The organism is Bradyrhizobium amphicarpaeae (assembly GCF_002266435.3).
Taxonomy (GTDB): Bacteria; Pseudomonadota; Alphaproteobacteria; order Rhizobiales; family Xanthobacteraceae; genus Bradyrhizobium; species Bradyrhizobium amphicarpaeae.
Window position 1 is genome coordinate 833,304 of sequence record NZ_CP029426.2, and the last position, 13,532, is coordinate 846,835.

The window sequence follows — 13,532 nt, forward strand, 5'->3', positions numbered from 1 at the left end:
TAGATTCCCCGAGGGAACCCGGTATCGCACGGGGTTTACCATTCAGCACACATTCACGAGTGTGGTCCTAAGCCGCGACCGATTTTCCGCGGCAGACAGGATTGCGGCGTGAGTGATTTCGACCAGATGGGAATTGTCGTCGATTGGGTGGACGCCTGCCGGAAGGGCGACCTTAGGACGTTGCTCGACCTCTATGCGGACGACGCCCAGGTCGAATGCACCTGCAACGGCGCGCAGAGTTATCGCGGCCGCAGCGAGCTCGAGGCCTATTGGGGCCCGCGGCTCACCGCATTCTCCTCGGCGGGCTTCGGCCTTGAGGAGATCAATCCCGTGCCGAACGGCGTTGATCTCGAATATTCCGTCGCGGGCTCACTGCGCATTCACGCCTCGTTTCGCTTCAGTGCGGAAGGCAAGATCGACAGAACTCTGTGCGAGCCGGCGCGACAGAACGCGCACAAGGGCTGCGTGTGTTAGGGCAGGGCTGATGGGTCGTGCGCATCTCCGATGGGCAGGCGGCAGCGCACATAGGTTCGTCCGTCCGCGCGCAGCAGTGACAGCGATCCGCTGAGCGCGCGTGCGCGCTCGTGCATGCCGGTCAGGCCGCGGCCGAAGACGTTGTCGGCGGGAAAGCCGCCGCCGTCGTCGGAGATCTCGATCGCGAGCATATCACCGGTGACGGCCGCCTTCACATCCACGCTGCTCGCTTCGGCATGGCGCAATACGTTGGTCAGCGCCTCCTGGATCACGCGATAGACCGTTTGCGCGAGCGGCCCGTCGACGCCATTGAGGTCGGAACCGATCGTGTCCGTCAGGACGATATGCGGTGCCTGCTTGCGAAAGTTCTGGAGCAGCGTCTGCACGCTGGTCTCCAGCCCCAGATCCTCGATGTAGAGCGGCCGCAGCCGGTCGAGGATGCGGCGGTTGGTCTGCTGGAGCGCTTCGACCGATTGCAGCATCTGCTCGGCCGGATTGCCGAGATTTCCCGCCTGCGGTGCGGCGTCGACCAGTGCGATCGTACTGGCGCGGATGCTGAACAGCAGCGGCCCGAGCTCGTCGTGCAATTCGCGGGCGAGATCGCGCCGCTCGTCGTCCTGCAGCGACACCAGGCGGTGCATCAGATTGCGATTGTCCTGGCTGAGTTGCGCCAGCGTTGCCGCCAAGGCATTTGCTTCCTCACAGCTTTGCCGGATTTCGGGCGGTCCTCCCACCGGGATCGGAGTTGCGTAATCGCCGCGCCGGATGCGGGTGAGCCCGCTGCCGAGATGTTGCAACGGCCGCAAGGCCGAACCGGCGAAGAGATAGGCAATGGTACCGGTAAGCAGCATCAGCGCGGCGACGAGGCTGGCCAGCGCGAGGAAGCCGATCCACTTCTCGAACAGGTCGGCGGAGAGGTCCGGGAGGAACACGAGATTGCCTACATGCTTGCCGTCAATCACGACAGGCGAGGCACTATCCATGTCCGGTATGGTCAACAGGTTGACGAACCAGCCTGGAACCAATTTCAGGTTGCGAATGTCCTCCCTCGGGGAGGGCAACGGACCCTCTTCGACACGACGGAATTGAATATTGGAGGACGTGTCCAGCAACTGGACGAAGGCATCCAGCGTCTTCTGCGGATTGTCCGAGGCGCTCAGCGTGTTGTTGAGCGCGGCGGCGACGATCCCGGTGGAGCGTCGCGCCGGCTCGCTTTCATCGGCCAGCTGAATTGTTGCAAAAAGCTGCAACAATATACCGCCCAGGATCAGCGCGACGAGAAAGCTCGCGCCGAGCGGAAGAAACAGTTGCGTTCTGAACGAGAGTCGTTGCCACATTAGGTCAATTCTAACGCGCATCGGCGGGATTTGCTCTTTCCATTTGTTCCCGCCGGTCTATGAGTCGAAAAACAAGAGAGTGCGCGATGCAAGATACTGCCAAACCGGGGACCCGGGTCCTGATTGTCGACGACCATCCCGTGGTGCTGTCCGGTTGCCGCACCCTGTTCGCTTCGGACCATTCGATCCGTATCGATGAGGCGACCGACGCCAAATCCGGCCATCGCGCCTATGTCAGCAAGCGGCCCGATGTCACCGTGATCGACATCAGCCTGCCCGACGTCTCCGGCTTCGAGTTGATGCGACGCATCCGCAAGGACGATCCCGACGCCAAGATCATCATGTTCAGCATGAATGACGATCCGGCCTTCGTGGTGCGGGCGGTTGAGCTCGGGGCGCAGGGCTACGTCTCCAAGGGCGACGATCCCCGGATCCTGCTGAAAGCGGTGCGCAAGGTGGTGGCGGGCGACAATTTCATCTCACCGCAACTCGCGGAAGCCGTGACGTTCTCCGGCGCGGCGATCAAGGCCAACCCGGCCTCGCAGATGACGCCGCGGGAACTCGAAATTCTCCGCCTGCTCGGACGCGGCGACAAGATCGTCGAAGTCGCCGAGGCACTCGGCATCTCCTACAAGACCGTCGCCAACACCACGTCCCTGCTCAAGCAGAAGCTGGGGGCCAAGAACCATTCCGACCTGATCAGGATCGCGGTCGAAATCGGGATGAACTGAATCTACATTTGCTCGCCCGCGCGTTTCCCGGGGCTGACACCCGCGCACCGAACCGGCTGCTCCAGGACGCAGCCGGTTCGGCGCGGATTGATGTCGGCGCGCAGCCGGGCAATGCATGAACATCGCCGACACCCGTCCGCCGGCCCAGCGGGGAGCGCCGAGATGCGTTCCGCGACACGTCGAGGCTTCAGGAAAAAGTGGCAAATCTTTCAAGTTTTCTCCCAGTGTTAGGCTCGCTCAAACTCGATTTGGTCGGGAAAACCTGGAACATTCTGGCACGCTCGTCGTTTTCGCCCTTGACGGTTTCGTGACGGGCGACGCAAGGTTGCGGGAACAGTTTTCGACGGGTCGGCGACCCGGACGAGGAAACCGGTCTGCACACAATAACGACAGACCTTCCAAGAGGAGGGCTGCGGCATCGCCGCAGCCCTTTTTCGTTGGACCGGGCAGAGGCGGGAAGCGGTTTCCTGATGCCGCAAAACACTTTATGGTGGCCCAAAGCCTCTGGCTGTTGACAAGTAATTTCGTAAAATCAAAGGCTTAGCAAGTGGGCTCAGGTCCGGTCGGCCTTTGGAGGGCAGTTTGACTCGTTATATCTCGACCCGGGGCGAGGCCCCCGAACTCGGCTTCTGCGACGTGATGCTGACCGGGCTTGCCCGCGACGGCGGCCTGTACGTGCCGACCATCTGGCCGCAGCTCTCCACGGAAGCCATCGCCGGATTCTTCGGCCGCCCCTATTGGGAGGTCGCGGTCGACGTGATCCGTCCGTTTGTCGGCGGCGAGATTTCGGATGCCGAACTCGGCCGCATGGCGAACGAGGCCTATGCAACCTTCCGCCATCCGGCGGTGGTGCCGCTGCGCCAGATGTCGCCGCACCAGTTCGTGCTGGAGCTGTTCCACGGTCCGACGCTCGCCTTCAAGGACGTGGCGATGCAGCTGATCTCGCGGCTGATGGACCATGTGCTCGCCAAGCGTGGCCAGCGCACCACCATCGTGGTCGCCACATCAGGCGACACCGGCGGCGCCGCGGTCGACGCCTTCGCAGGGCTCGAGAATGTCGACCTCATCGTGCTGTTTCCGCACGGCCGCATCTCCGAGGTGCAGCAGCGCATGATGACGACGACGGGCGCGGCCAATGTCCACGCGCTCGCCATCGAAGGCAATTTCGACGACTGCCAGGCGCTGGTGAAGGGGATGTTCAACAACCATCGCTTTCGCGACGCGACCTCGCTGTCGGGCGTCAATTCGATCAACTGGGCGCGCATCGTCGCCCAGGTGGTCTATTATTTCACCTCCGCCGTCGCAGTCGGCGCACCGGCGCGCGCGGTGGATTTCGTCGTGCCGACCGGCAATTTCGGCGACATCTTCGCCGGCTATGTCGCCAAGCGGATGGGGCTGCCGGTGCGGACCCTGCGCATCGCCGCCAACGTCAACGACATCCTGGCGCGCACGCTGAAGACGGGGATCTACGAGGTGCGCGAGGTGCATGCGACGGCATCGCCCTCGATGGACATCCAGATCTCGTCGAATTTCGAAAGGCTGCTGTTCGATGCCGGCAAGCGCGACGCGGCCGGCGTGCGCCGCCTGATGGATTCGCTGAAGCAATCCGGACGTTTCGTGCTTCCGGATGCGATGCTGGCCGCGATCCGCGAGGAGTTCGACGCCGGGCGCGCCGACGAGACCGAGACCGCGGCTGCGATCCGCGCCGGCTGGCGCGAGGCAGGCGAACTGATCGATCCCCATACGGCGGTGGCGCTCGCCGTCGCCGACCGCGACATCACCAACACGCGGGTGCCGAGCATCGTGCTCTCCACTGCCCATCCGGCCAAATTCCCCGATGCCGTCGAAGCGGCGTGCGGCCAGCGGCCGCAACTGCCGGCCTGGCTCGACGGATTGATGACCAAATCCGAACACATGAAGGTGATGAAGAACGATCAGGGCGAGGTCGAGCGGTTCGTGCTGTCGGTCAGCCGCGCCGCAAAGCAAGGAGTTGCCGGATGAGCGTCGAGATTTCCAAGCTTGCGTCCGGCCTGACCGTCGTCACCGACAAGATGCCCCATCTGGAGACTGCGGCGCTCGGCGTCTGGGCCGGCGTCGGCGGACGCGACGAGAAGCCGAACGAGCACGGCATCTCGCATCTGCTCGAGCACATGGCATTCAAGGGCACGACCAAGCGCTCTTCGCGCGAGATCGTCGAGGAGATCGAGGCGGTCGGCGGCGACCTCAATGCCGGCACCTCGACCGAGACCACGTCCTATTACGCGCGGGTGCTGAGGGCCGACGTGCCGCTGGCGCTCGACGTGCTCGCCGACATCCTCGCCAATCCCGCCTTCGAGCCCGATGAGCTCGAACGCGAGAAGAACGTCATCGTGCAGGAGATCGGTGCCGCGCAGGACACGCCCGACGACGTCGTGTTCGAGCACCTCAACGAGCTCTGCTATCCCGACCAGCCGATGGGCCGTTCGCTGCTCGGCACCGCCAAGACGCTGCGCGCCTTCAATCGCGATTCGCTGTGCGACTATCTCTCGACGCATTATCGCGGGCCCGACATGGTGGTGGCCGCGGCCGGCGCGGTCGATCACAAGCAGGTGGTCGCCGAGGTCGAGAAGCGCTTCGCAAGTTTTGAGGGAACGCCGGGTCCCAAACCGCAGGCGGCTATGTTCGGCAAGGGCGGTACCAAGGTGGTGCATCGCGAGCTCGAGCAGGCGCATCTGACGCTGGCGCTCGAGGGCGTGCCGCAGAACGATCTGTCGCTGTTCTCGCTCCAGGTCTTCACCAACATCCTCGGCGGCGGAATGTCGTCGCGCCTGTTCCAGGAGGTCCGCGAGAAGCGCGGCCTCTGCTACTCCATCTATTCGTTCCACGCGCCCTATACCGACACCGGCTTCTTCGGCCTCTACACCGGCACCGACCCGGCCGATGCGCCGGAGATGATGGAGGTCGTGGTCGACATCATGAATGATTCGGTGGAGACGCTGACCGAGGCCGAGATCGCGCGGGCCAAGGCGCAGATGAAGGCCGGCCTCTTGATGGCGCTGGAGAGCTGCTCGTCCCGCGCCGAGCAGCTGGCACGCCACGTGCTGGCCTATGGCCGGCCGCAGACGGTCGAGGAGCTGGTGGGCCGGATCGATGCCGTCAGCGTCGAATCGACCCGGGATGCTGCGCGTGCGCTGCTGTCGCGCAGCCGGCCTGCGGTTGTCGCATTAGGCAGTGGCAGGGGTCTGGACACGGCGGTGTCTTTTGCGGAAGGATTGACGCGGGCACGTGCCAAGGCGCGGCTGCATTAGGAGTCGCGTGCGGGCCGAGCTGCCCCGGGAAGCATCACCATGGCCCTCTTTCGCCTGCCGTCCAGTGGACCCGCCGCCCTCGCGCCGCGCGGCAACGGGCTGTTGCTGCGCGCGCCGCAGATGTCGGACTTCCTGCAATGGGCGCATTTGCGCGAAACCAGCCGCGATTACCTGACCCCCTGGGAGCCGATCTGGCCGTCGGATGACCTGACCCGCTCCGGCTTCCGCCGCCGACTGCGCCGCTATTCCGAGGACATTTCCGCGGACCGTTCCTATCCCTTTCTGGTCTTCCGCGAGCTCGATGGCGCCATGGTCGGCGGCATCACGCTGGCCAATGTCAGGCGCGGCATCGTGCAGGCCGGCACCATCGGCTATTGGGTCGGGCAACCCCATGCCCATCGCGGCTACATGACGGCGGCGCTCCGGGTGCTGCTCCCGACGCTGTTCGGCGAGCTCAATCTGCACCGGGTGGAGGCCGCCTGCATCCCCACCAATGCGCCGTCGATCCGGGTGCTGGAGAAGTGCGGTTTCTCCCGCGAGGGCCTGGCGCGGCGCTATCTCTGCATCAACGGGGTCTGGCAGGATCATCTGCTGTTTGGCCTGCTGCATGAGGACTTCCGCGGCTGAGCCGCTCGATTGATGTGGCCAAATCCCCCTTTTTGCTGCCTTGGGTTCGCCGATTTTGGCGATATAACCCCGCATGTCCTGGCCGGTGATCGGCCGGGATCTTGTCATGGAGTACGGGCTTTGGTGGTGAAGCAGCTTCGGTCATCGGGGAATGTGCTGCGGCGGGTGCCGGCGATCGCGCTTGTCTTGTCGATGTCGTTCGCGGCGGCTTCGCCGGCGGCCGCCCAGTCCTTGACCGACCGCTTCAAGAACCTGTTCGGCGGCAAGTCGGATGAGCCGGCACCCCCCAAGCCCGCCCCCGCGCCTGGTCAGCCGGCGGAAGACGACCTCGATTGCCCGCAGGTGACAGTGCGCGCCGGCGCATCGACCTACGCGGTTGGGGTGACCGGCAAGCCGGCCGTCGGCAACGAGATCCGCTTCCAGGCCTCGATCACCAAGATGGCGCGCGAATGCGCCCGCAGCGGCGCCGGCATCACGGCCCGGATCGGAATCCAGGGCCGCGTCATCGCCGGTCCCGCCGGCGCGCCCTCCACCGTCGAGGTCCCCTTGCGTGTCGCGGTGGTGCAGGGCGGTGTCGGCGAGAAAGTGATCGCCTCGAAGGCTTACCGGACCACGGTCGAGATGACGGATGGCGGCAGCGTGCCGTTCTCCTTCATCGTCGAGGATCTGTCTTATCCGACGCCCTCGGCCGCGGTTGCCGATTCCTATGTCTTCTATGTCGGCTTCGACCCGCAGGCGCTCTCGCCCGAGCCGAAGGGGCGGAAGAAGAAGTAGGCGAGGTCTTGCGGCAAGCTGAGCTGTCATTGCCCGCGAAGGCGGGCAATCCAGTATGCCAGAGGCCGCAGTGCTTGAACCGAGAAGCCTCGGCGTACTGGATCACCCGCCTTCGCGGGTGCTGACGCCGCGATCGTGGATGCTGTTACCCGACAAATAAAAAAGCCGGCGCTCATCGCGCCGGCTTTTTGATTGGTGAAGGGGAGGCCTTCAGTTCAGCTTTTGCCGGACCTCGGTGATGCCCTTGGCGAGCAGGTCGTCGGCGACCGAGCCCTTGACCGACTGCGACAGGATGGTCGAGGCGGCCTGGACGGCGGCTTCCGCGGCTGCGGCGCGGACATCGGCGACAGCCTGGGCCTCGGCGAGCGCGATCTTGCTTTCCGCGGTCTTGGTGCGGCGGGCGACGAAGTCTTCCATCTTCGCCTTGGCCTCGGTCGCGATGCGCTCGGCTTCGGCCTTGGCGTTGGCGATGATGTCGGCAGCTTCGCGCTCGGCCGTGGCACTGCGCGCCTTGTAGTCGGCGAGCACCTTGGCCGCTTCCTGCTTGAGGCGCGTCGCGTCGTCGAGCTCGGCCTTGATGCGGGCGGCACGATGGTCCAGCGCAGCCATCGCTTTCTTGAAGACCCCGAGATAGCCGAACAGGACCATCAGGATCACGAAGGCGATGGCGACCCAGGTTTCAGGATCGAAGAACATCTCGACTAACCTTTCAGGGACGCATCGACCGCGGCATTGACCGACGCAGCGTCGGGAACGACGCCGGTAAGCTGCTGCACGATCTGACCTGCCGCATCGGCCGCGATGCCGCGGACGTTGCTCATGGCGGTGGCGCGGGTCGAGGCGATGGTCTTCTCCGCCCCGGCGAGCTTGGCCGCCAATTGTTCTTCCAGCGTCTTGCGCTCGGCTTCCGCCGCCGCATTCGCCTTGTCGCGGGATTCGTTGCCGATCGCCTGTGCCCGCGCGCGCGCCGAAGCGAGCTCGGTTTCATAGGCTTTCAGCGCCGCGTCGGACTGGTCCTTCAGCTTCTGCGCCTCGGCGAGGTCACCCTCGATCTTGTTCTGACGCGCCTCGATCGCACCGCCGACCTTCGGCAGAGCAAGCTTGGACACGATCACGTAAAGCGCGACGAAGAAGATCGCGAGCCACACCAGCTGCGAAGCGTAGGTGCTGCTCTCGAACGGCGGAAAACCACCACCATGACCGCCTTCGGCCCCGGTGTGGGCGCCCGCCGCCGGACTTTTCGCCCCGCCATGACTTTCAGCCATGGATTACTCCTGTTGCCGTCATGCGCGCCGCTTCGGTTGAAGCGGCGCGAAACTTCGTCCTCAGAGCGGAACGAACAGCAGCAACAGCGCGATCAGCAGCGAGAAAATGCCGAGCGCTTCGGTCACGGCGAAGCCGAAGATCAGATTGCCGAACTGGCCCTGAGCGGCCGAGGGGTTGCGAACGGCTGCGGCGAGGTAGTTGCCGAAGATCACGCCGACGCCGACGCCCGCGCCGCCCATGCCGATGCATGCGATGCCCGCGCCGATAAGTTTTGCTGCTGCCGGATCCATTTTAGACTCCTTGGAAGAAAGATTGGGTTGTGGGTGGAAATTCCCCGGACCGCTCAGTGTCCCGGATGAATGGCGTCGTTGAGGTAGATGCAGGTCAGGATCGCAAACACATAGGCTTGCAGGAACGCGACCAGAATCTCGAGCGCGTACAGCGCGACCGTGAGAGCCAGCGGCAGCACGCCGCCGACCCAGCCCAGCGCCCCGAGCGAGAAGCCGAGCATGGCGACGAAGCCCGCGAACACCTTCAGCGCGATGTGGCCGGCCAGCATGTTGGCGAACAGACGGACGCTGTGGGAGACCGGCCGCAGGAAGAACGACAGGATCTCGATGAACATCACCAGCGGCAGGATGTAGCCGGGGACGCCGTGGGGTACGAAGATCGAGAAGAACTTCAGACCGTTCTTGGCGACGCCGTAGATCAGGACCGTGAAGAAGACCAGAAGCGCGAGCGCTGCCGTCACGATCAGATGGCTCGAGATCGTGAAGGTGTAGGGGATGATGCCGACCAGGTTCGAAACGCAGATGAACATGAACAGCGAGAAGATCAGCGGGAAGAACTTCATGCCTTCCGAGCCGGCGGTCGAGCGGATGGTCGAAGCCACGAACTCGTACGAAATCTCGGCGACCGACTGAAGACGCCCGGGAACCAACTGCGTTCCGCTGGCGAGCATCAGGAGCGAGATGATCGCGATCGTCACCAGCATGTAGAGCGACGAATTGGTAAAGGCGATCGTGTGATTGCCGATATGGCCCAGGGTGAAGAGAGGCTCGATGTTGAACTGGTGGATCGGGTCGATTTTCATCAGCGCGGCATCTCTTGGTCTGCCGGGCGATGCCGGCGGGTCTCGGTCTGCCGGCCGGGCCGGCCCGTACCGGCGAAGCCGGCACGATCATTCCTCTCCAGGGCGGATTACCTAGGAACCACCGCGCCTGCTTTGACCCGCGCCCGCCGTTCTCACCACATTCACCACGCCGGCTACGAAGCCCAGCAGCAGGAACACGATAAATCCGAAAGGCGACGTCGACAGCAAGCGGTCGAACCCCCAGCCAATCCCCGCTCCGACAACGACCCCGGCGATCAACTCGGAGGATAACCGGAAACCAAGGGCCATCGCCGAAGCTCTGGCCGCTCTGTCTTCACCGTCACCTGCGGGTTGCTCGGTCTTGATTCGCCGGTCCCGGAATTCGGACAACCGCTGATCAAGATTTCCGAGCCGTTCGGAAAGCGCAGCTTCCTCGGACGATCTATCGCGATCCCCATTCTCGCCGTGTCCCGTGCCCTGTGTCATGCAACGAAGACCCGAAACGCCGCGGCTGAATGGAAATTGCGCCCGCCACCCTCAAAAGCCGCGCGGACCATACTGATGGCCCATAATCAAGTCAAGCCGAGTCACGATTGCGTCGCTTTCGGTTATGTGACTGATTTATTTGATGATATTGGCGTGCGCGGCAGCGCTGCACACAGCGTGACGCCGCACCGCAGCAGCTCGCCTCAGGATCGGCGAATGGTGCCGCCCTTTCGCCACGCTGCCGGGATCGAAGATGCCTCCGCGATCGTTGATACGGTTGCGTGTTTTGGGCGGCGGATCGCCCCACCGGGGTGTAGAATTTTGCCAGGGTGCCACCTTTACGTCGTGGCGGAGAGTGCGATGAGACCAGTGACGTCATCCACAACATCATGGCTTGCGGTGGCGGCGTTCGCCGCCGCGATGGCGATCGGCGGCGACCTCGCGGCCGCGCAATCCACGCCGGACGGCGAGAATGGCCGCTACAGCATGACCCCGATCCCCGAGGGGGTCCTGCGGCTCGACACCCGCACCGGCACGGTATCGACCTGCACCAAGAACGGCGCCGGCTGGGCCTGCTACGCGGTGCCCGACGAACGGACCGCGCTCGACGCCGAGATCGGCAGGCTACAGGCCGAGGTCGAGAGGTTGAAGGGACAGCTCGCGGCCGGGCCGACGGTGTCGGGCAAGATCGACGACGCGCTGCCGAAATCCGATCCGCTGAAGAAAGCCGAGCCCAAGGTCGCCGAGGGCGAGCGCAAGATCGAGATCCCGCTGCCGAGCGACCAGGACGTCGACCGCGTGATGTCGTTTCTGGAAAAGGCCTGGCGGCGGCTGATCGACATGGCCAATCGGGTACAGAGGGACGTGTCGGGGAAGATTTGAGGACCCCTTCGCGCCATCCACGCGTTGAGCTCTCGTAAGGTGGGCAAAGGCGTTCTTACGCCGTGCCCACGGGCCTCTACAACGGTGAAGAAAGACGTGGGCACGGCGCTTCGCGCCTTTGCCCACCTTACGGCAGTGCAGCGAGACCTTATGATGACATCAGCCAAATCCATCACGCGCTCGGCGCCATCGTCAGGGCAAGCCACCACGGTCGCGTCGTCGATGTTGACCGTGCAGACGCCGGGCTGCGGCTTCATCGATCTCACCGGCGAGGCTGCCAAGTTCGTCGCCGAGGTCCGTGCGCGCGATGGCGCGCTGACGCTGTTCATCCGTCATACCTCGGCTTCGCTGACGATCCAGGAGAATGCCGACCCTTCCGTGCTCGTCGATCTCACCACGGCGCTGGCGCGGTTCGCGCCGGACGATGAAGATGCAGGCTGGACTCACGACACCGAAGGGCCGGACGACATGCCGGCGCACGTCAAGACCATGCTGACGGGGACTTCGCTCCACGTGCCGGTCCTGGACGGCAAGCTCGCGCTCGGGACGTGGCAGGCAATCTATCTGATCGAGCATCGGACCCGTCCGCATCGCCGCGAGGTCGTGCTGCAATTCGTCGGCGCGTCGCGGTGACCAAAGCAAAACCGGCCGCGGAGACCGCGGCCGGTTCGTATTGGTTGCGATCGGTGCTTTCGATCAGGTCGCCTTGATGTCGACGTCCTTGGTCTCCGGCAGGAAGAACAAGCCGATCACGACGGTGATCGATGCGAAGATGACCGGATACCAGAGACCGGCATAGATATCGCCGGTCGAGGCCACGATGGCGAAGGCCGTCGCCGGCAACAGGCCGCCGAACCAGCCGTTGCCGATGTGGTAGGGCAGCGACATCGAGGTGTAGCGGATGCGGGTCGGAAACAGTTCGACCAGCATCGCGGCGATCGGGCCGTACACCATGGTGACGAACAGCACCAGGACGAACAGCAGCCCGACGACCGCGGCCACCTGCGGACGGAAGATGTCGAACGGATGTGCCATCTTCACGATGCCGGCGTCGCCGGCCTTCGGATAGCCGGCGGCCTGCACGGCGGCGAGGACTGCCGGGTTGCCGTCCTTGGCGTTGGCGTAGGCGACATCCTTGCCATTGACCATCACCTTCACGCCCGAGCCGGCGGCGCCTGGGCTGGTCGAGTACTTGACCGACGACTGCGACAGGAAGGCACGTGCGGTGTCGCAAGGCGCGGTGAAGACGCGGGTGCCGACCGGGTTGAACAGGTCGCCGCAGCCCGCGGGATCAGCCACCACCTCGACCTTGACCGATTCGATCGCCTTTTCCAGCGCCGGGTTGGCGTTGGTGGTGATCATCTTGAAGATCGGGAAGAAGGTCAGCGCCGCGATCAGGCAGCCGCCGAGGATGATCGGCTTGCGGCCGATCTTGTCGGACAGCATGCCGAACACGATGAAGAAGCCGGTGCCGAGCAGCAGCGACCAGGCGATCAGGAGGTTGGCGGTGTAGCCGTCGACCTTCAGGATCGATTGCAGGAAGAACAGCGCGTAGAACTGGCCGGTGTACCAGACCACGCCCTGGCCCATCACGCCGCCGAGCAGCGCGAGCAGCACGAGCTTGCCGTTCTGCCAGTTGCCGAAGGCTTCCGTCAGCGGCGCCTTCGAGCTCTTGCCCTCGTCCTTCATCTTCTGGAAGATCGGCGATTCGTTCAGCCGCAGCCGGATCCAGACCGAGACGCCGAGCAGCAGCACCGAGACCAGGAACGGAATGCGCCAGCCCCAGGCCGCAAACTCGGTTTCGCCGAGTGCGGAGCGGGTGAACAGGATCACCAGCAGCGACAGGAACAGGCCGAGCGTCGCCGTCGTCTGGATGAAGGAGGTGTAATAGCCCCGCTTGCCGTTCGGAGCATGCTCCGCGACGTAAGTGGCCGCACCGCCATATTCACCGCCGAGCGCCAGACCCTGGGCGAGGCGCAGCGCGATCAGGATGATCGGGGCCGCGATGCCGATGGTCGCCGCGTTGGGCAGCAGGCCGACGATGAAGGTCGACAGGCCCATGATCAGGATGGTGACGAGAAAGGTGTATTTGCGGCCGACGATGTCGCCGACCCGGCCGAACACGATGGCGCCGAACGGACGCACGAGGAAGCCGGCGGCGAAAGCCAGCAGCGCGAAGATGTCGCGGGTTGCCGGCGGATAGGCCGAGAAGAACTGCGCGCCGATGATGCCGGCCAGCGATCCGTAAAGATAGAAATCGTACCATTCGAAAACGGTACCAAGCGAGGAGGCGAGAATGACGAACCGTTCGTCCTTCGTCATCCCTCCCGCACGTGTTTGAGACACAGCCATTGTCGACATGTTTGAATCGCTCCCCGAAATGCGTTTCCTCGCGCCCTGGATGTCCGGCCATGCCGGATCAACCCAAGTCTTGCCCACAAGGTAACATCGGCGTGAAACCCGCCCCAATACGACTTTCGGCCTTGCGCACTGACGCGTAGCTGACGCAGCGGTATCGGGCGCTGGTGGGCAGCCGTGCGGCTTGGGGATTAACCCCTCTGCGGCAAAGGAATAA

15 protein-coding genes are annotated in these 13,532 nt (G+C 64.2%); 8 read left to right on the plus strand and 7 right to left on the minus strand.

The annotated features are described in order from the left end of the window. Positions 1 to 108 precede the first annotated feature (108 nt). Positions 109 to 474, plus strand: a complete 366-nt coding sequence (locus CIT40_RS04045) for a nuclear transport factor 2 family protein (protein WP_094890793.1) — start codon at positions 109 to 111, stop codon at positions 472 to 474. Here CIT40_RS04045 and CIT40_RS04050 read toward each other — a convergent pair. Further along, positions 471 to 1,811, minus strand: a complete 1,341-nt coding sequence (locus tag CIT40_RS04050) for an ATP-binding protein (protein WP_094890792.1) — start codon at positions 1,809 to 1,811, stop codon at positions 471 to 473. The genes CIT40_RS04045 and CIT40_RS04050 overlap by 4 nt on opposite strands. Positions 1,812 to 1,897: 86 nt before the next feature. On the opposite strand from CIT40_RS04050, the gene CIT40_RS04055 reads away from it, so the two are divergent. The 5 genes from CIT40_RS04055 to CIT40_RS04075 all read left to right on the plus strand — a co-directional run bounded on the left by CIT40_RS04055 (position 1,898) and on the right by CIT40_RS04075 (position 7,230). Further along, positions 1,898 to 2,542 carry a response regulator transcription factor gene (locus tag CIT40_RS04055; protein ID WP_094890791.1) on the plus strand — a complete coding sequence of 215 codons (645 nt, stop codon included), beginning with the start codon at positions 1,898 to 1,900 and terminating at the stop codon, positions 2,540 to 2,542. A gap of 582 nt (positions 2,543 to 3,124) precedes the next feature. Continuing rightward, entirely contained in the window at positions 3,125 to 4,543 is a 1,419-nt protein-coding gene (thrC, locus tag CIT40_RS04060; RefSeq protein ID WP_162307344.1) for a threonine synthase, read from the plus strand. After that, complete coding sequence (locus CIT40_RS04065; RefSeq protein ID WP_094890789.1) at positions 4,540 to 5,829, plus strand: M16 family metallopeptidase; 1,290 nt, start codon at positions 4,540 to 4,542, stop codon at positions 5,827 to 5,829. Before thrC ends, CIT40_RS04065 begins: the two co-directional genes overlap by 4 nt. 39 nt (positions 5,830 to 5,868) lie before the next feature. Then, positions 5,869 to 6,456 carry a GNAT family N-acetyltransferase gene (locus CIT40_RS04070; protein ID WP_094890788.1) on the plus strand — a complete coding sequence of 196 codons (588 nt, stop codon included), beginning with the start codon at positions 5,869 to 5,871 and terminating at the stop codon, positions 6,454 to 6,456. Between the two features lie 123 nt (positions 6,457 to 6,579). Beyond that, positions 6,580 to 7,230, plus strand: a complete 651-nt coding sequence (locus tag CIT40_RS04075; RefSeq protein ID WP_094891057.1) for a hypothetical protein — start codon at positions 6,580 to 6,582, stop codon at positions 7,228 to 7,230. A gap of 210 nt (positions 7,231 to 7,440) precedes the next feature. Here the strand turns inward: CIT40_RS04075 and CIT40_RS04080 are convergent, their stop codons facing one another. The 5 genes from CIT40_RS04080 to CIT40_RS04100 all read right to left on the minus strand — a co-directional run bounded on the left by CIT40_RS04080 (position 7,441) and on the right by CIT40_RS04100 (position 10,075). Further along, positions 7,441 to 7,926: a F0F1 ATP synthase subunit B family protein gene (locus CIT40_RS04080; protein WP_094890787.1), complete on the minus strand. Its 486-nt coding sequence runs from the start codon at positions 7,924 to 7,926 to the stop codon at positions 7,441 to 7,443. A 5-nt stretch (positions 7,927 to 7,931) separates the two neighbouring features. Further along, on the minus strand, positions 7,932 to 8,495 hold the full coding sequence (locus CIT40_RS04085; protein WP_094890786.1) for a F0F1 ATP synthase subunit B: 564 nt from the start codon (positions 8,493 to 8,495) through the stop codon (positions 7,932 to 7,934). Positions 8,496 to 8,555: 60 nt separating this feature from the next. After that, positions 8,556 to 8,786 (minus strand): F0F1 ATP synthase subunit C, encoded by a 231-nt coding sequence (locus CIT40_RS04090; protein ID WP_007599451.1) that lies wholly within the window; start codon positions 8,784 to 8,786, stop codon positions 8,556 to 8,558. A 53-nt stretch (positions 8,787 to 8,839) separates the two neighbouring features. Further along, positions 8,840 to 9,589 (minus strand): F0F1 ATP synthase subunit A, encoded by a 750-nt coding sequence (locus CIT40_RS04095; protein ID WP_094890785.1) that lies wholly within the window; start codon positions 9,587 to 9,589, stop codon positions 8,840 to 8,842. Positions 9,590 to 9,700: 111 nt separating this feature from the next. After that, a complete protein-coding gene (locus CIT40_RS04100) occupies positions 9,701 to 10,075 on the minus strand; it encodes an AtpZ/AtpI family protein (RefSeq protein ID WP_109862212.1) in 375 nt (124 codons plus the stop codon). Positions 10,076 to 10,435: 360 nt separating this feature from the next. On the opposite strand from CIT40_RS04100, the gene CIT40_RS04105 reads away from it, so the two are divergent. Together CIT40_RS04105 and CIT40_RS04110 are read left to right on the plus strand one after the other, a co-directional pair. Then, positions 10,436 to 10,957, plus strand: coding sequence for a hypothetical protein (locus CIT40_RS04105; RefSeq protein ID WP_094895852.1), 522 nt, complete (start codon positions 10,436 to 10,438; stop codon positions 10,955 to 10,957). A gap of 153 nt (positions 10,958 to 11,110) precedes the next feature. Further along, the gene (locus CIT40_RS04110) at positions 11,111 to 11,590 is read left to right on the plus strand and encodes a secondary thiamine-phosphate synthase enzyme YjbQ (RefSeq protein ID WP_094896022.1); all 480 of its coding nucleotides are present in this window, start codon (positions 11,111 to 11,113) and stop codon (positions 11,588 to 11,590) included. Positions 11,591 to 11,653: 63 nt separating this feature from the next. On the opposite strand, the gene CIT40_RS04115 is transcribed toward CIT40_RS04110, so the two are convergent. Continuing rightward, positions 11,654 to 13,279 (minus strand): MFS transporter, encoded by a 1,626-nt coding sequence (locus CIT40_RS04115; protein ID WP_193550902.1) that lies wholly within the window; start codon positions 13,277 to 13,279, stop codon positions 11,654 to 11,656. Between the last annotated feature and the right edge of the window lie 253 nt (positions 13,280 to 13,532).